The sequence below is a fragment of the Microcystis sp. M144S2 genome (assembly GCF_020246065.1).
Taxonomy (GTDB): domain Bacteria; phylum Cyanobacteriota; class Cyanobacteriia; order Cyanobacteriales; family Microcystaceae; genus Microcystis; species Microcystis ichthyoblabe_A.
On the sequence record NZ_JADBTR010000041.1, the window covers coordinates 1 to 19,026 of the forward strand.

At 42.0% G+C, this 19,026-nt stretch carries 13 protein-coding genes and 3 pseudogenes; 2 read left to right on the forward strand and 14 right to left on the reverse strand.

Going from position 1 to position 19,026, the window contains the following annotated elements; genetic code table 11:
- The 5 genes and pseudogenes from IM462_RS05145 to IM462_RS20960 all read right to left on the reverse strand — a co-directional run.
- A pseudogene (locus IM462_RS05145) lies at positions 1–138 on the reverse strand (IS607 family transposase); the annotation flags it as partial.
- A gap of 100 nt (positions 139–238) precedes the next feature.
- Positions 239–1,087 (reverse strand): transglutaminase-like domain-containing protein, encoded by an 849-nt coding sequence (locus IM462_RS05150; protein ID WP_004159260.1) that lies wholly within the window; start codon positions 1,085–1,087, stop codon positions 239–241.
- Entirely contained in the window at positions 1,081–1,587 is a 507-nt protein-coding gene (locus IM462_RS05155) for a glycosyl-4,4'-diaponeurosporenoate acyltransferase CrtO family protein (protein ID WP_002799014.1), read from the reverse strand. Before IM462_RS05155 ends, IM462_RS05150 begins: the two co-directional genes overlap by 7 nt.
- Positions 1,588–2,682, reverse strand: a complete 1,095-nt coding sequence (locus IM462_RS05160; RefSeq protein ID WP_002803212.1) for a glycosyltransferase family 2 protein — start codon at positions 2,680–2,682, stop codon at positions 1,588–1,590.
- Positions 2,683–2,717: 35 nt separating this feature from the next.
- Positions 2,718–2,909 (reverse strand): Thivi_2564 family membrane protein, encoded by a 192-nt coding sequence (locus IM462_RS20960; protein WP_016515447.1) that lies wholly within the window; start codon positions 2,907–2,909, stop codon positions 2,718–2,720.
- A 236-nt stretch (positions 2,910–3,145) separates the two neighbouring features.
- On the opposite strand from IM462_RS20960, the pseudogene IM462_RS05165 reads away from it, so the two are divergent.
- Positions 3,146–3,820 (forward strand): annotated as a pseudogene (locus IM462_RS05165) (ISAs1 family transposase); the annotation flags it as partial.
- A gap of 37 nt (positions 3,821–3,857) precedes the next feature.
- Here IM462_RS05165 and IM462_RS05170 read toward each other — a convergent pair.
- Positions 3,858–4,922, reverse strand: a pseudogene (locus tag IM462_RS05170) (ISKra4 family transposase).
- Positions 4,923–5,292: 370 nt separating this feature from the next.
- On the opposite strand from IM462_RS05170, the gene bioD reads away from it, so the two are divergent.
- Positions 5,293–5,979 (forward strand): dethiobiotin synthase, encoded by a 687-nt coding sequence (gene bioD, locus IM462_RS05175; RefSeq protein ID WP_287701290.1) that lies wholly within the window; start codon positions 5,293–5,295, stop codon positions 5,977–5,979.
- Positions 5,980–6,104: 125 nt separating this feature from the next.
- On the opposite strand, the gene IM462_RS05180 is transcribed toward bioD, so the two are convergent.
- The 8 genes from IM462_RS05180 to IM462_RS05215 form a co-directional block, all read right to left on the reverse strand.
- Complete coding sequence (locus tag IM462_RS05180) at positions 6,105–9,725, reverse strand: type IIG restriction enzyme/methyltransferase (RefSeq protein ID WP_287701292.1); 3,621 nt, start codon at positions 9,723–9,725, stop codon at positions 6,105–6,107.
- A gap of 172 nt (positions 9,726–9,897) precedes the next feature.
- Positions 9,898–10,641 carry a DUF1995 family protein gene (locus IM462_RS05185; RefSeq protein WP_271953361.1) on the reverse strand — a complete coding sequence of 248 codons (744 nt, stop codon included), beginning with the start codon at positions 10,639–10,641 and terminating at the stop codon, positions 9,898–9,900.
- 345 nt (positions 10,642–10,986) lie between these two features.
- Positions 10,987–11,259 (reverse strand): hypothetical protein, encoded by a 273-nt coding sequence (locus tag IM462_RS05190; RefSeq protein WP_194014630.1) that lies wholly within the window; start codon positions 11,257–11,259, stop codon positions 10,987–10,989.
- A 5-nt stretch (positions 11,260–11,264) separates the two neighbouring features.
- Positions 11,265–11,978, reverse strand: a complete 714-nt coding sequence (locus IM462_RS05195; RefSeq protein ID WP_287701295.1) for a hypothetical protein — start codon at positions 11,976–11,978, stop codon at positions 11,265–11,267.
- 121 nt (positions 11,979–12,099) lie between these two features.
- On the reverse strand, positions 12,100–13,845 hold the full coding sequence (locus IM462_RS05200) for a diflavin flavoprotein (protein ID WP_287701297.1): 1,746 nt from the start codon (positions 13,843–13,845) through the stop codon (positions 12,100–12,102).
- A 51-nt stretch (positions 13,846–13,896) separates the two neighbouring features.
- On the reverse strand, positions 13,897–14,397 hold the full coding sequence (locus IM462_RS05205) for a phosphate-starvation-inducible PsiE family protein (protein ID WP_002769278.1): 501 nt from the start codon (positions 14,395–14,397) through the stop codon (positions 13,897–13,899).
- 114 nt (positions 14,398–14,511) lie between these two features.
- On the reverse strand, positions 14,512–16,236 hold the full coding sequence (locus IM462_RS05210; RefSeq protein WP_287701299.1) for a diflavin flavoprotein: 1,725 nt from the start codon (positions 16,234–16,236) through the stop codon (positions 14,512–14,514).
- Between the two features lie 413 nt (positions 16,237–16,649).
- Positions 16,650–19,026 (reverse strand): Calx-beta domain-containing protein (locus IM462_RS05215; RefSeq protein WP_287701301.1); only part of this gene is annotated, 2,377 nt, incomplete at its 5' end.

Genomic DNA, 19,026 nt, shown 5'->3' on the forward strand with positions numbered 1-19,026 from the left:
ACCGCAAGAACGGTCATCTTCAAAAATAATAATTGTTCCTGTAGGAAGACGTTCTCCTTGTAACTGCCCTCGATTCCACATTCTCCAAGCAGTGTCATAACTGATCCCTTTTTTCTTAGCATAATCTGATAGTTTCATGTGAACTGCAATGTAAACTTGCACTAACCATATTAGCAGTTGTTTGCAGTCATTTGCATATACTTTTTACAAAACTTTACAATACCTGACTGGGGTACGCTCAAGAGATGGCGATCGCCTCTGTTGTCGGTATCAAAATATTCTCGGAAATCGGCTTGGCATCGGGTAAGTAGTCCATAAAAAGCCTCATCTGATTCATTTGTACCGGACCAAAAATAGTGGCAAAAGAAACATCGGCGGCATCTCGTCCTGTGCCAACGCGAATTAGCCCGCTCTGAGGCACAAGGCGGGTAGGATCGAAAAGATACCAGCGACCCCCTAGATAAGCCTCAAACCAGGCATGAAAATCGGGGGGATTTAAACCATAGGCGTAGCCGGAAACAAAGCGTGCCGGAATGTTCAAAGCTCGACAAAAAGCAATGCCTAAATGGGCAAAATCACGACAAACGCCTACCCTTTCTATCGCTGTATCGCAAGCAGAAGTTAAAGAATCACTGCTACCAGAGAGATACAAAACATTGTCATAAATCCAGTTACAGATAGCTGTCACCCTGGAATAACCAGGGACTAAATGGCCAAATTCAGCCGCGACAAAGCGCAATAATCGATCTGACTGACAGTAACGACTCGGATAAAGATAGTACAAGATATCGAGGGGTAAATCGGCTGGCTTTACTTCAAAAATCGTACTGGGGTCTGAATAATAAGGAGATAAGCCAACGGTTGCTCGATAGGAAATTTGCAAATTGCCAGGAGGGGCATTGAGTCGAAAGTATCGATTTCCACTGACAGAAGTGATGTATTCCTCAATCGACCGTTGAGAGTTAGAATGGAGGTCTTCCTGAACAATAATCTGATGGTTGTTGCTGACAATAGCAACATTAAGAATTAGAGTGCTTGCTTGCTCAATGCTGTAGGTTAATTCACAGCCAAGCTCATACTTTAGCATATCGTTTTTCCCTGTCCTTTCAATACGAGCAGATGCTGGAGCCGAAGCCGATTGTAACGCTGCACCCATAAACAAGGCAGGTTGAAGGCTGTTCCCACGGCGAGGTTTACCAGCACACCCCAGCCAGGAGTCCAGAGCATCGTCACTAACCAAAACAGCCAGATGGCGATGTGAACGTATTCCGCGCGACGGGTTTCAGCCAAAAAACGGGACATTACGGCACAGTCCCCACCGCCAACGGATGTTTTGCGAAAACCTCCTGGGAAGAAATCCCCTGCTTCTGGCAACCGATCCTTCCATCGCTTGATCCGCAGTACCCGATTGTACCATTGTCTATCTTCCCCCCAGGGTCGTGGCCGGGTCAGGCAGGTGTCCGTTTCTAGGAATTTCAGGGGAAGTCGATGACCGACAAAACCGATCAAAAGTGACCAGGCTGTCCAACCGACCACACAAAGCCCGACAATTACCCCATCCGGTAACTGTAGTATAGATAATCTCATTCATTCACCTTGCCATCGGGTACTTATCCTTCGTCCTTTCCATTCGATTTGACCACGTTCGAGATTCAGAATTGCCAGCAGGAACACTGCAATGAAGAAGGCAACCGGAATGGGGAAGAAAAAGACGATTGTTCCGAATGAACCCACTGGCCATACAATTATGGCTAACTGTATGGCGAAGGCAAGATAAAGCAGTACGTTATATAGTAAGGATGAATTCCCGACAATCGGCCAGCCAAATAGGGATGCGGGCAGACACCAAGCCGCCCAGAACAACCCTGAAAGCCAGAACACAACGGCCAGCATCCGCAGCCAAGAGACTTCCCCTGCTGCCGTTGCAAAGTTTTTGTCGAAACCAACAACCAGGTCCCGCAGCCCGCCGGGGTACATCCGATAGTCCAGTTGGCCATGACCAATGTATGCACTCACTGGCAGTCCCGCACTCTCATAAATATGAGCCATGAACCAGTCTTCTACAACATATCCTGCCACAGCGTCGTGGCCGCCGACCCGCTCATAGTCATCCTTGCTGGTAGCCATAGCCGGTCCAAAAGCCACACCACCTCTTGCTCCCAGTTTGACGGCCATCAAGCCGACGAGATTGAACAGAACCGCTAACAGTTCGTAGGGGCGTTCAGTGCGGTGATAGGGCTGAACTGAGACCAGACCACCTAAGTGTTGAACAGTTGCCACCAGCCTGCGGAGCAGCTCCTCCCCTGGCTCAGTGTCGGCATCGAGAAAGACGAGAATATCGCCAGATGAGGCTGCATATCCGGTTTTGAGTGCCCAGTTTTTCCCTGTCCAACCTGTGGGCAAAGGGCTAGTCTGCACTACTTTCACCCCGGCCTGTTCGGCGATCTGTGGGGTAGCATCGGCGGACTGGTCATCGATGACAATGATTTCGTAGGGCTTGAATGTTTGCTGCTTTAAGGCTGTTAGCAAATTAGGGAGGGTACTCTCTTCATTCCTCGCCGGAATCAAGACCGAGACTTTAGGCGAACCGACGACTGAAAGGTCTGGAAGTCGCGGCAACCGCCACATCAATCCCCAGCCTATTAGCCAGCGCACCACCAGTGTGATGGACATCAGATCCATAATAATTCAACCTTTCCTTCCGTCTAGAACATCACTCACCTACCGATACGAATTCCCTTGAGAAAACTCAGCAATCCGAACACCTTAAGAATCCACAAAACGAGGGCGATGACAACCACAATGTTCAGGATTTGCTTGATCTTGCTGTCCATCGGAATGTAGTTGTTCACGAGCCACAATAGAACCCCAACCACGATGATAACTACCATAAACTGTACCAGATCCATGACTGACCTCCTTTCTCCGATCTAATGAGTTTCGTCAAGCATTTTATTCTCTTCATTATTATATATGCTCGTTTATATATGCTCGTTAGGTAGCCCGGGCAATCGCACACAATTCTTGAAGATACGCAATAAATCTACAAGATATCCTCATGGAATAGCAATTAGGAGATAAATATTAAATTTTTCAAGTTAGTATACAGAATATTAACTATCTATTTACAGGTTCGCACAAAACAATGTTAACGGACAAATGTTCATCACTAACAGCCCTGATTGAAAAACACTTTGGCACTCTAAAAGACCCTGGAGCGTTACACAACATTGAGCATTTGCTGATAGATATTATTGCGATTAATATCTGTGCAACCATTTGTGGGGCGAACAACTGGGAAGCAGTTGCTGCCTATGGTATAACCAAATATGAATGGCTAAAAACTTTTCTAGCTCTGCCTAATGGGATTCCCTCTCATGATACATTGATCCGATTATTTGCCCGTTTAAAATCAGAAGAACTCCAGTCATGCTTTATTAGTTGGATGCAAGCGGTTCATCAGGTGACCAATGGAGAACTCTTAAATGTGGACGGGAAAACCTTACGAGGGGCAAAAGAACGAGGAAATAACCGCAGTTTAATTCCTATGGTAAGTGTCTGGTCAGCCACTAATCATTTGGTACTTGGTCAACGAAAAATCGCTGAAAAATCCCATGAGATTACTGCTATTCCTGAATTATTGAAGATTTGAGAAATTCGAGGTTGTTTAGTAAGTATTGATGCCATGGGATGTCAAACTGAAATTGCCTCTACAATTATTGAGCAAGGCGCTGATTATGTATTAGCATTGAAAGCTAATCAAGGAAATCTTTATGAAGATGTCACCCAATTGTTTAATAGGGGAGCATCTCACCTTTGCATAAATGCTTAATGCAAAGGTGAGGTCAATAAAAAAGTTAAAAAAGAGAACCATTCAGATAGGCACAGCGATGACGAAGGACTTGCGGTACATTGCCAGAATTCCAACTTGCGCCAGCAATTTTAACACGAAACCCAATTTGTTTCACCTGAGATGACCCGGAGCCAGAACCAATGGAAATCCACTCTTCTTGAAAATAACCATAATTGACAATTCGATGTTTATGCTTGTTCAAATAAATAATAAAATTCTCAACTTGAGGCTCTGAGCATCCTTCGCGCACAAGAGATAGCCGCGTCCACGTCCCCCTTCCAGAGAAAACATTTTACCTCCTCAATTCCCTGGAATGACCCGCCAACTTTATAGAGGTTTTCGATTAAATGATACCAGTACAAAATTTCAATTCTTTCCTGTTTCTCTCCTATCTGACCAAATAAATTCCAGATACCATCATGTCCATCTCCTAAACAAATTAAAGGTTTAGCCAAAACTTGAGAATTAACCAAATCTAACAAAGCTGAGTTATCTTGAAAAAAAGCCGCTACCCCCAGTTGATGAAAACTCACTGCTTTATAATCACGCCAAATTAAGGCTTTTCCCTTGGCAGTTCTTAGTCGTACCTTACCGCCATCTAGGCTCATTTCTTCCACTTCTACTTCTGGGTTAGACGGTAATTCTTCAAAAGCATAGCGATGTACGAGGCGTTGTTGGGTACTGTGAGAAACAGCAATCCCTGTCAATGATTTGATTTTCTGCGCCGATTTCTCGTAGGATTCATCGCCACTTAATAGCAAACAGTTCTTCTCTAACATTGGACTCATCTGAGTCCGAGACTTTATATCTAATTTTTTTGCTTGTTTTTCTGTAATTGCTAATTCCCCCAAAATACTTTTCACTTTTCTCATCCGACCGACGGTTTCTCCAGTGCTTGTTTTGACAAAAAAATACCGATTTCTGGGTTGACATACTCAATCATTAAATCTCTAACAGTCTCCTCTATCTCTGCCAAGTTATTAAATTCCTCAACTTGGGATTGTTTATAAAGACATTGCCCTAACTCTTGACATAACTCTTTAATTCTTTTTTCATTTTCTGATAGCATTGGATTGTTCCTCCTATCGAGCTATATTCTGAATTGTAAGTTATAAATATTAAGTAGTCGTGCAAAATTGATTTCCTAGTCGAGACAGGAGACAGGCTTCGGCCGTGAGCTCAGCGTTCGACCGAGCGTTCGACCGAGCGTTCGACCGAGCGTTCGACCGAGCGTTCGACTGAGCGTTCGACTGAGCGTTCGACTGAGCGTTCGACTGAGCGTTCGACTGAGCTCACGCCGAAGTCTCACGCCGAAGTCTCACGCCGAAGTCTCACGCCGAAGTCCGAACGGGTGTGGGGTGATGGGGAAGTGGGGTGATGGGGGATAAGATAATAAATGCTGGTGATTTCACCTGATCTTGACTGAGCCTGGGAGTTTTATGAATAGTCTTTTGATTGCGGCTACGGATACCGATGCGGGTAAAACCGTTGTCACCACTGCTTTAGTGGCTTATTGGCAAAAATACTATCCATCCAAGGCCTTGGGTCTGATGAAATTAATGCAAACGGGTCAAGGCGATCGAGAATGGTATGAGGGCTTATTTCAGGGTCAATTAGAAATGATCACACCGCTGCAATATCAAGCACCCTTAGCGCCTCCTGTGGCTGCTGATTTGGAAGGTCGAAATATTCCTTTGGGGACGGTGTGGCAAGCTCTGCTGAACCTACAAAAAAGCCAAGATTTGGTTTTAATTGAGGGTTTGGGGGGTTTAGGTTGTCCTGTCACTTACGAGCTAACTTTGGCGGATTTAGCGGCTCAATGGCGGTTAAAAACGCTTTTGGTGGTGCCGGTGAAATTGGGGGCGATTTCCCAAACGGTGGCTAATATTGCCCTGGCAGAGCAGAAAAAGGTCAATTTGGGCGGAATTATCCTTAATTGTCTCGAACCGCGCACGGAGACGGAGATAGAGCAGTTAACACCGATCGATTTAATTCAATCCTTGACTAATTGTCCGGTTTTAGGTGTTTTTCCCTTTATCGAAGATCGTCGGGATTTGGATAAATTGGCCTCGGTGGTAGCTAGTTGGCCAGAAATTAAGCTGTCAAGCATTGAAATTGCTTGTTGAGACGAGGCAAAAGGCACAAGGCAAAAGGCAAAGCTGATTCCCAGCATCTTTCAATTTGACAACAACCATTGTAGGGCTAATTCATGAATTAGCCCTACAGGACATCGGGGGTGTAAGGGAATAAATTAGGGTAAGTCCAGATATTCTTGTTCTGTTAGGGCAAATTCTGGATCAATGATTTTTACTTCATTATAGGTGAGTTGATAGAGTTTGTAAACTAATTTGTCTATGGCATCTGTGATTTTGGAAATATCAGCTTTTTCGTCTGCATTTCTTATTGAAATAATCTCTTTGACAAGTCGGTTAAGTTCTTTGTTGTTGGTGTCACAAAGGGGCGAGTTTCGTAAATAGATTGGTTTTATTTCATAATCGAAATATCTCTTTGAATAAAGCCAATTAAAAAGCTTAGAATTTAATATACCCAAAAGACCTTCAAGTGAATTATTGCCTTTTAAAATTATGTTTGAAATTCTATTGAGGTTATATTTTTTGTTATAATCAATCGAAGCAATTATTCTTTCCTTTAGAGAAATATTTCTTGTCCGCACAATTAATATTTTTGGTTCTGTAAAAAACTTTTCATCTGGCAAAGTTCTACCCAACTTGCCTTTGCTTTTTACAAACTCTTTGTCATACATTATGTAGCCTTCTGTCTTGATATTACCATATTTTGATACTCCCGTTCCTGGAACCATTGGATGGTATCTTTTATCAAGTTTTGTTTCTGATGTTAACTCGTCTTTTATATAACCTGTATTTATACCGACCCCAAAGTCATAACCCGTTTCAATTTTTGGAAAATTTGAGAGTAGTTTATTTACAATATTATATTCTTCGTCATTTAGTAAATAGTCAAATACTAAAAACTCATTTGACAAAAATCTATCCTGTTTCAGAGTATATGCTGGAGTTGTAGCCACATCAATTGGTTTTTGCGGATTAATTACGCTTGTTTTTTCACCATTGTATTTTAACTTCTGAAGAATATATATCGCAGAGTCTACTGTAGCTTCTTCAAACACTGAACCACCAAGCGGAACAATATTTTTAAGTGTGGAATTTTCTAAAAGAAACTTTCTTGTTTTGTCGAATGATGTTTGAAGAAGGAAAGATGAGTTAGTAATTAAAGAATTAAAGCCATTCTGTTTAGTGATTTTAAGTGATTGCTCAATGAAGAACTTATACAATTCATAATTACCTGATGTATTATAAAAATTACTGTTAAAATATTCCTTAACATTCTCAATGTCAGCATTTCTATAAACATAAGGAGGATTCCCAATTACAACATCAAACCCAACAAAATCCCCGTCATCATTCAAAACTTCGGGAAACTCAAACCGCCATTCTAAAGCATTATTATACAGCTTACCGCTTTCAATATCTGCAATTTCAGCAGTTAGCTTATCAATCTCATTATTTAACTTAGTTACTTTTTTCTCCCGCGCTTTTTGCTCCGTCTTAGTCTCCTCAAACAATAAACCCTGATTTTCCAGATTATAAAGTTCCCCTTGTAATTGACGTAACTTCACCTTCTTAGGATCACTAATTAATAAATTAGCACTAAACCCAGCCTTAATCTTAGCAATCAGCGTTTCCATCTCCCGCTTTTGTTCCTTATTTTCCGCATTGCGATAAGTCTGTACCGCATTGCGATATTCCTCAATACTAAACTTCTGCTTCTGTAAAACCTGTTTAACATCCACATCCAAAGCAAAGCGACTAATCAAAGAATTACCACACTTGATATTAATATCAATATTTGGCAAAGTTTCTAAATTGCCATCCTCTCGATAATAAGCATTTTTTAAAAGCTCAATCCATAACCGCAAGCGACAAATCGTCACGGAATTAGGATTAATATCCACCCCAAATAAACACCCCTCGATAATCGTCTGTTTCTCATGAAATAAGGCTTGCTGTACCCGTTGCTTTTCTTTATTATTCGGATGATAAGCAAATAAATTCCCCTCATCATCATAAACCAATAACTTATCGTTTCGCACCTCTACCCGATAATCTTTTAGCGACTTACCCGAACTATCTAATAAAACCCGTAACTCACTCTTAATCGCGATTATCTCATTCAAAGCTGAAACTAAAAAATGTCCCGAACCCACCGCCGGATCGCAAATCTTCAGGCTATTAATAATAGTATTCGCCTCTCTTTTATCCTCAATTCGTTCATACAAATCATCTAAAGTTTGACAATTCCAGCCTTTTACTTCATTAAACTTCTGCACGATCGCTCTTCGTATCGTTTCCCGACACATATACATGGTAATAAAACTCGGTGTATAAAAAGAACCGTCCTTATAACCATTAATCTTTTCAAAAATTAACCCCAACACCGAAGCATTAATTAACTTTTCGCTATCTTCTTGAGGATTTTCTAACTCATCTCGATCAAATTTATAAGCATCCAAAAACTCAAACAAATAAGCCAACGCATTTAACTCACCTACTCGCTTATTACCCTGATTATCTTTTAGCACCGTCGCTGTAAAAATGGGTAAAGTTCGCTCCCGCAAATTGCCAATAAAAATCGTTTGCTGTTCCGTCTCCGTTGGCTCAAATAGCGAACTATTTAAATAAGGTACATGAGCAAAAGTCGTTTTAACCTTAGCCTCGCGCTTATTTGTCTCCCTGGCTAACACATCAAAAAACAAACTATCGAGATCATCATAACTGGGAACTTTCGCCAAATTGAGAAAAGCAAAATCTCGATCGCCTTGATGATATTTAATTAATTGCGCTTCCAATAGTTTGAGAAATAAAACCCGATTAATCCAATTAATTGATAACCGCAACGCCACATTATAAAGCCGTTCCTCATCCGTAGTTCCAAACTCTTCAGGATTTTTTAATTGTGCAATTTTATCTAAACTATCCAACCGACTAATCGCATTTTCAATCAGGGAACCATCACAGCGATCGCCTTCTTTCATTTGTCCGATTAACTTCTTCCCTTTATCCTTAATTTCCGTCAAACCGATAATATACAAAAGCTCATTATAAAAAGGCTTATTTAAAGTATTACTGTCATTAATAAAAGGTAACTTAAGTAAATGTTCTGGCGAAAGAATCTTGTAAATATCAAGCAAATCTAAATTTTCCAAATCTCGCAGATCAAAATGAGTAAACTTAATTTGCTCAATAACTTTAGTGATTGCTGGTTCGGCAATTTGTTGATAGAAAAAATCCGTTTTCGTACTACTCAGTCTCCCTGCTTCAAAATCGCAAAACTGGTTAACTAGAGCCTTATTAGCAAAAAACAACTCTTCAAAAATTTTGCCATCGAAAATAAACCACTCATAAATATTTGTCACGATCAAGTGTTTAATCTCAAGATTTTTATCCGTCACCCTTTCGCGGAGAAAATATAAAACTAACTGCTGAAAAGCCTTAGTGTTGAGATTATCCAGTCTTGGCATTTCTGCATTTATTGTCCGGGTAGGTTTCTTAGTCTCAAAAATGACCCCCACTGGACTTTTAACATCCTGGTTATTATGAATCACCAGATCAATGCGCTCTTTTGTATTGATAAAATAGCGATCGGTATAATAGGTATTTTTTAAAAAATCTATCAGCAAATTTTTATTAAACTCTTCGGACTTTTTGCTGTCACATTGCTCCAACAAGCGCGTTAAATTAGCTTGAAAAACCTGAATTGTTTCAGTATCAGGCTTGATTTTTAAGTACACCCGATTTAAGGCTTGTTTGAGTTCTCGCTTATTGACGATCATAAAAGTTTACCTCTAGGGAAACTACCGATTAATTTTATTATAGCATTGCCAAATGATCGGTTAAAATAGAAGGATAAAAGTTGCAATCGAGGTCAATCTGTAGAGGCAAGAATTTCTAACAGCAATGGGGAAATAATCCCCCGTCACAGCGTAGCTTGACGGGGGGAGTATGTCACTGTTGTAATGCTTTTAAGAAGCGTCCCATAGTAGCAAATAAACCCGACTTTTTGGCTTTGTTAGCAGGATTAGAACTATCATCGGGATTATTGCTAGAAGCTTTCAGAATCAGATTTTCTAAAGCTTCGCCCATGGGTTTAGTGGATTGTTCGGAAATTAACTCGTAACCGTCTTCTTTTTCGAGCCAAACTTGCCACAAAGAGGGATAGGAACGATACACGATCGCTGATTCCAAGGGACGAAAATAATAACAACTTTCTAGGATACTTAAAAATCTTTCTCGCAATTGTCGGGCTGCGTAACCGATACCCACTACCGATACATCTTCTAATTGAGGAATTAGAAGAACTACGGGACGATCTTCGGCAAGGTAACAGAGTTTTTCTACGGAATTAATCTCCACCGAGGAGGGACAAACAACTAAAAAAGCTTCATCTTCGGGCTTAATTTTGTTTTCGACGGGAATAAAACGACTACCTAAATCTCCCAGTTGAAAAACTGTTTCTCCCCAATCCCGTCGAGCTAACATGGCGGCTCCAGTATCGGGAAAAATTACCCTTAAACCAGAACCATAACTGTCAAAAATAGAGGTAAAATCAAGGGCTAAAGCTTGCGCTTGTAGAGCAATTTCTGGGATAACTAATTCCACTTGTATGCGTCTAGCTCCCGATTCTAGAGCCAGTTGGGTGGCGGCTTTCGCTTGCAGGATCGTTTCTTCTAGGGAATTGGGTAGGGTCATTTCAGTTATCAGTTATCAGTTATCAGTGAGCAGTTATCAGTGACTACCTCTGGTCGTCGGTGGCTTAAAATCAGAAAGATTTTAATTTTTATAAAAGGTAGGGTTGATTCATGAATGAACCCTACGTCCTGTAGGGGCGAAGCATTCGGGCAATAACCTATCGGTGAAACCGTAGATTTTCTATCCGAATGCTTCGCCCGTACTTTTTGCCGCAAACCCTACTTAAGTTTAGATGAAGTATGACGATATCTGGCATCATCCCCAGCATTAAGATAAATCCTATAAAATACCTTTAGTTTTTAAGAAGAAAGTCGGTAATCAGCAGAAAAGGTGAGGAGAGAAAGCTTAGGAAAGCTGATAGGAGCCGTGACGTTGGGCATAATAACCGAGAATTGCTGTCACCAGAGCGCGATCGCTTTCCTGAAAAGTCTCGGTATAGTTAATTTCTAGACTACCGATCTGACTTTGGTGATAATCAAATTGTTGGAACTGCTGGGGAGTGAGATGGGTTTCGACCCCCTGAACCTGTTGTAAATGGCTGGCTAATTCTCGATAGATAGCCAAGGGCATTTGGGGATAAATAATGGTTTGTTTTTGTTGAATAGCAATCGATCGCACGGGTTTTATTCTCCTGATTCGGAAACATTATAGCTGATCGAGGCTTGCGGTGCGGCGGCGGGTTCGGGGACACCATCCCCTAGGCGACGGGTAATAGTTCGACCGCTTTGTTGTAGAACAATATAGGGGTTATCGGGATCGGTGTTGATCGCTTTAACTAAAATTAAACCATTAGAGAGGGTAGAACCGGGGATAACTCGACGTTCCGTGGCTTCTCCGGGGGCTTTCACGATCGCCATAGGAGTGGTAGGCAACCGGAGAATGCCCGATACTTGCACTTCTTCCGCTTCCGTCGGTTGCGGTGGTGGTGGCGGCGTTTTCACTATCGGTCGTCCGGGGGTGGGAGGATTGCCCATTGCTGCTGGTCCGGCTGTGGTAGCCCCCGGAGTCCCACCCGGGGGTTCTTCCGCCACTGTGATTGTAATATTTGGTTGTAGGGGAAGGGGGGCAAAGGGATCCCTGCGACCGCGATTAATTTCTGCCCGTTTTTGGTCGGGATCGGTGGCGGGAATCAATCCGGGTACTTTTGGGGTGGCTGGTTCGGTAGCCGGTTGCACAGCACCGCTAAAGGCGGGTGGTTGGGCAGCCGGGGGACTAGGAGAGGGGGTGGGGGTTTCTTGGCTGGGTGGTGGGGATTGATTAGCTTGGTCAGAAGCTGGACATCCCACCAACAATAAAGCGACACTCCCCACCGATAGGACTAGCGGCAATTTTTTCATGGGGAAACAAAGACAAAATGGCCCGATCGGACAACCTTGGATATTAACATAACCTATGTTTCCCAGAAATCTAGGCTGATTACACGGGGAAAGTCAGGAACTTTGCCCCGCTAGTCCAGTTTTAGTACTGACTACCGGATTTACGATGACCGATGGCGGTGACACCGTTACTATCCAAAACTTGACCCCGCTCGACGGTGGCATAGACTAACCAGCGATCGCCGCAGAGTTGTCGCTCTTTGACCGTACACTCCAGATAGGCGAGACTTTCGCTTAAAATCAGACAGCCATTTTCCCCGACTTGGGTTTCTAATTCCGTAAAGACATCGCTGCCGGATTTGATGCAATTGGAAAAATGGCGGCGTAAATTGCGCCCTTCCTTGAGAATATTCAAGGTGAAGACGGTTCCGGAGTTAATTAGGCGATCGGCGGCTTGTTCATCAGCAACGGCGATAATTAGCCCCGGGGGGTTAAAACTGGCTTGGGATACCCAAGAGGTCAAGAAACCAGCATGATCCTCGCCCTGACGAGTGGTGAGAACAGAAAGGGAACCAACGATCCGACCAACAGCCTGGGCAGTGCGATCGATTTGTGTTTCGGTCATTCCCTGTTGGGGAACCCGCAATTTTTTGGTTTTTTTCAAGGTCTGGGCAAAAGTTTCTCCGGCTGAATAACCTGCTTGTAAACTGCTTTCTGTGGGGTTAAAACGCACGCGCAAGGATTCAAAACCGAGGCGATAATTGGCATCTTTGAGTTTAGTTTCAATTAAATCTACCGCTTCTCCACTCCAACCGTAGGAACCAAAAACCCCGGCTAATTTAGTTTTTGCTGCCGTGGAAAGAACGATTCCTAAAGCGGTTTGAATCTGGGTAGGAGCGTGACCGGCTAAGGTTGGAGAACCGATAATAAATCCGTCACAATTTTCGATCGCTTGACTAATTTCGGCAGGAGTGGCAAACTCACAATTTATTGATTCTACGGCCAGATCATTTTCTAATAATCCTCGTTCGATCGAGCGGGACAGGGTGGCAGTATTTCCGTAGGCAGAAGCATATAATAAAGCCACTTGTAGGGGTCGAGTTTTTTGTTCTTGACACCAATAGCGATAATCGTGGGCAAGACGACTAAGACTATAACGAATTATCGGACCGTGGGCAGGTGCATAATATTGGGCGGGAAATTCTTTAATTTTGTCGAGGGCTGTTTCTACTGTTTTAGATTGCACGGCATGAAGACAATCAAAATAATAACGACGATCTGCGTCTAATTCTTTCCAATTTTTATCCCAAATATCGTCACTGCACAGATGCACACTAAAGAATTTATCGCTGTATAAAATTTGGGTTTTTTGGTCAAAAGTGCAGATACCATCAGGCCAGCGGGGGGTAGGGACATTAATAAAACTGAGTTGATGACCCTGCCCTAAATCAAGGATTTCATCGGTTCGTATGCCCAAAATTTGGGCATCAGGCAAGGCATTTTTCAGGGTATTGACGGCAGCTTTAGAACAGAGGATAGTGATTTGATGGGTTTCGGCTAATAATGCCCTTAAAGTGACGATACGGTTAGGATTAACGTGACTGAGAATCAGATAATCGAGACGATGTAAGGGGACATATTGACGAATTTCTTCTAAATAAATTTCGGTGAAGGATTCTCCGGGAGGATCGATTAAGGCGGTTTTATCGCCCCGGATAAGATAGGAATTAGCGGTGGTTCCCCGTTGACGAGCATATTCTATTTCAAATTTTAATCTGTCCCAAGTACGCGAGCGAAAAACCCAAGTTTGATCGGCAATTTCGGCGGTTTGAACATCGCGGGAGCGATTATTGATAGCAGGATTGGAAATTAAGGTAGTAGTGGTCATAGTTGTTAATTTGGTTATTAGTTGTACTGATAACTGATAACTGATAACTGATTAAGTTTTGCTGTTTATTTCAGTTAATTCTTTAACTAAATGTTGACGATAACGCTCCGAAACTTTTTGTTCGGGATCGATACCTTCAAAGGTGGGAGGAAGCCAAACTCTTAACACCATTAATGTGCCAAGAACTATTAGAAAAGCACAGGCGGCTAATACTTGTGTCCAATTAGTTTCTAGGACTCCTCTGACAATTAATTCTCGCAAAACCGAGACGATCGAAACTTCCACAGCAACACCGATAGAAACTCGTTTTTCTTGCAAATAAATAATTAACAATCGGAACAATTCTACTAGAATTAAGAGGAATAAAATATCGGCGGTAATAATCCGAAATTGAATCGGTGGCAGCAGAGACATAAACATTTCTCTGACTTCTAACACCATGAAGCTAAATAAACCAATACAGAGAGAAATGACAATTAAATCTTGAATCATTTCTAAGACTTGCACTACTCGCACCATCATTGGGGAAGGTTTTTTAATTGGTTCGTACATTTTATTGCTCCTAAAATTGATAGAATTGGATGTTAGGAAAGTGGGGAAGTAGGGTGATGGGAAGAATAAATAAAAATAATCTCCTGCCTCCTGATAACTGATAACTGATAACTGTTAATAATGGTTGCCAACTTTGCGATGATGGACAGCAGTTAAGGTATCTAAACGGGCAACTCGTCCGCTATTAACAGTACAATAAACTACCCAATGATCGCCGCAATCTAAACGACTGGTTACTTCACATTCTATATAAGCTAAGGCATCGGCTAAAATTGGTGATCCATTGTTAGCAGTATAGGTTTTAATGCCTTCAAAACGATTGGCACCGGGAGAGAAACGCTTGAGGAAATGTTTCATTAATTTCTGGTAATTATCCTCAGCCAAAACATTTAAAACAAAGGTATCGCTAGGCTGTAAAAAGGATACCATTGCTCGATCTTTAGCCACTGCAATCGCCACACCTAAAGGATTTAAACTTGCTTGTGTCACCCAAGAGGCAATCATGGCACTGGATAAATCAGCTTTTTGGGAAGTAATTAAGTACAATCCGGTGCTAATACGTCCTAGAGCCTTTTCTAAGTCGTTATTAATCGATTTAATTTGTTTAATCGTTTTTTCTCGGCTTAACCATTGGCCGAGGTCGGTTCCTGCTTCATCGGCAATCAAATCGAGGGATTGATTGGAATTGTCTTTAACTAAAAGAGGAGGAAAAGCTTCGATCGCCCCGATTTCCTGTAATTTATTTCTTAAGGGGAAAATTGGTTCATCTTCCCCACCTCCTGACTCAAATAATCCCACCGCTTGTTTCCCATTAATTGAAGCAATAATCGTGCTTAAAATCGTCTGGTTAATCGGGGAAGATTGGGGAGGCATTCCGATGATAACTCCCTTAGATTGATTGATCAATTCTCTGACTTCGTGGGGATCAGCATTATTCATATCGACTAATTCTGTCACCACATCATTTTTATTCAAACCCTGACTGATCATAGTAGCTAAATGTTCGCTTTGTCCGTAATCTTGGGTAAAAAATACAGTCACTAAAGTATCAGCAGAAGTTTGTTCTTGACTCCAAGTTTGATAGCGTCCCACCCAATCAGAAATATGGTGTTTTAATAGGGGGCCGTGACCAGTGGCAATGAGATTAATTTCAAATTTCTCGATTCTTTTAATTGCCCCTAAAACTGAACGAGCATTCGGTCGCATCAGACAGTCATAATAGGTTTGAAAATCGCCTTCTAGCAGGTCTTTTTCTCGATCATAGGTTTGATCATCACAAAAGTGCATTCCGAAGGCATCACAGGTAAAAAGGGTGGCAGTTTTAGCATCAAAAGTGAAGATAGTATCAGGCCAATGAAGATTAGGGGCCGCAACAAATTCTAAAACATGGCCATTACCTAAATCTAAAGTATCACCACTTTTAACTATTAACTGTTTAAAGGGTCTGTGTACCATGTTTTCGAGGAATTGCATGGCAACTTTTGCCCCCACCACGGTAACTTCTGGGACTAATTCTAAAACTTCTTTGACTAAACCACTGTGGTCGGGTTCGGTGTGACTGATAATTAAATAATCAAGATGATTGATGTTGATTAGTTTAGTTAATTCCTCCAGATAAAGGCGATCGAATTTGCGGTGAGATGTATCAATGAGAGCGGTTTTTTCCCCTTGAATAACAAAAGAGTTATAAGTGGTACCGTTTTCTAAACCAAATTCGATATCAAAGCGATCGCGGTCCCAATCCAAACAGCGCAGGGTAAAAGTATTTTCGGCGATTTCTTGGATTTGTGTGGTTAAACGGCTGGTTTTAGCGGGTTTTGGGGTGATTAAAGCAACCATAATTTCTATCTCCCACAGGATTTGATTCGGAACTGCATTTGCTTAATTCCTATGGTGACTTGCTTTCAGGGATTTGTAAAATACCAATTACTCAAGTCAATGATTAGTTAGATTTATATAACCTTTTCTCTATGGTTGCAAATATTAATTTGAGTGCCGGCCCTACCGAATCAAGACCTGAATACTGATTGTGCATCCTATCCACAGGTTAGCTTAGTCCTCGGTTTCGCCTACTGCACTTTTGCCTATTTGTCAAGCTTTTTACACAATTCTTAATATTTTCCTCGTTTTTGCTCTCTCGCTCTCTTGGGGTGTTTTGTTTTCGATGTCAGTCTATGGGTGAACCTGTAACCCTTAACACAAGTCCAGAAAAAGGGTTTCTCCAAGAAACCCCTTTTCTCTGTGTGGCTAGGTTAATTTATCAGTGTGAAATCAGCCGCTATCAGGGTAGGAACAGTCAACAAATTGGCAAATTCAGAGCCACTTCCTAAGCCAGCAGCACTACCATTTTGATTGTAGTAAATACTGCCACTGCTGTTACTGTAAACGATAAAGGCGCTGCTAATGGCGACTAAATCATCATCATCGACGCTGGCAAATTCAGCCAGTTGACTGAAGCCATTGCCAATGACACTTTGTAAGGCGGTAAATATGGCTTTACTTAATACTATTTTATCACTGCCGGGGGTGAAATCGCTGATGGCATCGATGCCTAAATTACTACTATTGAAGATAAAATTATCGCTACCATTACCACCGGTGAGTAAATCATCGCCAAAACCACCAATTAAACTATCGTTTCCGTTTTGACCAGTTAATTGATCGTTGCCACCACCACCAGTTAGAGTATTATTAAGGCTATTCCCAGTTAGTCGATCATTACCGCTATCACCAATAATATTTTCGATGGTGTTATTTGCCGAAAAAGTCAATCTTAGATTATTGGTAACGGCGGTTTGGACAGCAGTAGTCCCCAAGTTAACTCTTACTGAGGTATTTGTCCCAGTAAAGTCGAGGGTATCGATACCGCCGGTGGTAGTTTCTTGGATGGTATCGCTTCCTAATGGGGTTGAAGCATTGAAGCAGTAAATATCGTTACCATTAGCACCAGCGAGGATATTGTTACCGCTATTTCCGGTAATTTTATTGTTAGCAGCGTTACCTGTACCATTAATATTATTACTGCCAATTAGTCTGAGGTTTTCCACATTAGTGGGTAAGGTGCGAGTAATTGCGCTTTGTAGGGTGTCAGTAATAATTACCTGTCCAATTGCTTCGTCGGGATTGATGGTAGCATTAACCGCATTTGACAGGGTTACTGTAAAAGCTTCATCAGGTTCATTGAGGTTATCATTGAGGATGGGAATGCTAATAGTAGCAGTGGAAGTATTAGCAGCAATGGTGAGGGTTCCTGTCTGGATAGTGTAATCTACATTAGCGATAGCGTTAATGGGTGTAGTGGTATAGTTGACAGTAATTTGTTGTGGATTGGGGTTATTGACAGTAACAGTGAGGATGGCATTACTATTTTGACCTTCCACCACGGTGATGTCGTTGATGGAGAGTTGCGAGGTGACAGTGCTATCGTCATTATTAATCGTACCTTGTCCTTGATTATCGTTTATCGTAACATTACGACCATTGGCTTGTAAGTTACTCAGATTGACGAAGAAAGTCTCGTTATTTTCAACTTTAGTATCGCCATTGACAGCAACAGTAATCGTCTTAGAAGTCTCCCCAACATTGAAGGTTAAGGGAGTAGTAGCAATCGCCGTATAATCATTATCTGCTGTGGTAGCGGTTCCATTGGCTGTAGAGTAATTGAGGGTGACAGATGTATCAACTGGATTGGAAAGGGTGACGGTAAAGACTGCATTGGTAGTCCCGCTATTTCCTTCGCTAACAGTTACGTCATTGATTGAAATAGAGGCACTGTCATCATTATTAATTGTTCCCGTCACTGGGGTGGTCGTACCTACTGTATAACCTGTCCCCGCAGCAAGGGTTAAAATAACAGTTTCATTACTTTCAACTGTAGCATCAGCAGTGGGGTCAACGGTTACCGTCGCAGTGGATGAACCAGCAGCAAAGGTGACAGTATTGGTAGTCCCTGTACGAGTGTAATCGGTATTAAGAGTCCCTGTCCCTCCGAGGGTGTAATTGACTGTTAAAGGATTAGTTGTTACTCCGCTACGAGTGAAGGTATAAACCAGATTTGTTGTCCCGTCTTCTGTCACACTTGCGGGAGAAACTGCAAGAGTAATACTGGGAAGAGTCGGACTAGAAACATAGCTAAAATAACTAGCAGTTAGACTTAATGCTGTTTGATTGTTGATAACTGCAATAAGTTCATCTGGTTCGCTGCCTGGTTTGTTGATGTAGAGTTTAGTATTAGAACCATCAACCGATAACAGATAGTTACTACTTGAACCTCGTAGTTGAATAATATCATCAGTGGTGTTAAAGTCGGCAATTGTCGCGTAGTCGTTATCACCCGGAAGGGTGCTATTACCGTCATCATAGAAGGTCTTTGTAGTATCTGCAAGGATAAAGCGATCGCCTCCTGAACCTCCTTGTAGATAATCAGATTCTCCTGTACCGTTATTGGTTCCTTGTAGAGTATCATTACCATTACCCCCGTAAATTCCGCCGTCAAAGTTTCCAGTCCAACCTTGCTCATTTCCTGCTCCTCCCAACAACACATCATCGCCATCTCCACCTTCTAGGAGATCCTGTCCATCGTTACCATTTAAAGTATCATTGTCATCTAACCCGTAGAGACGATCATTA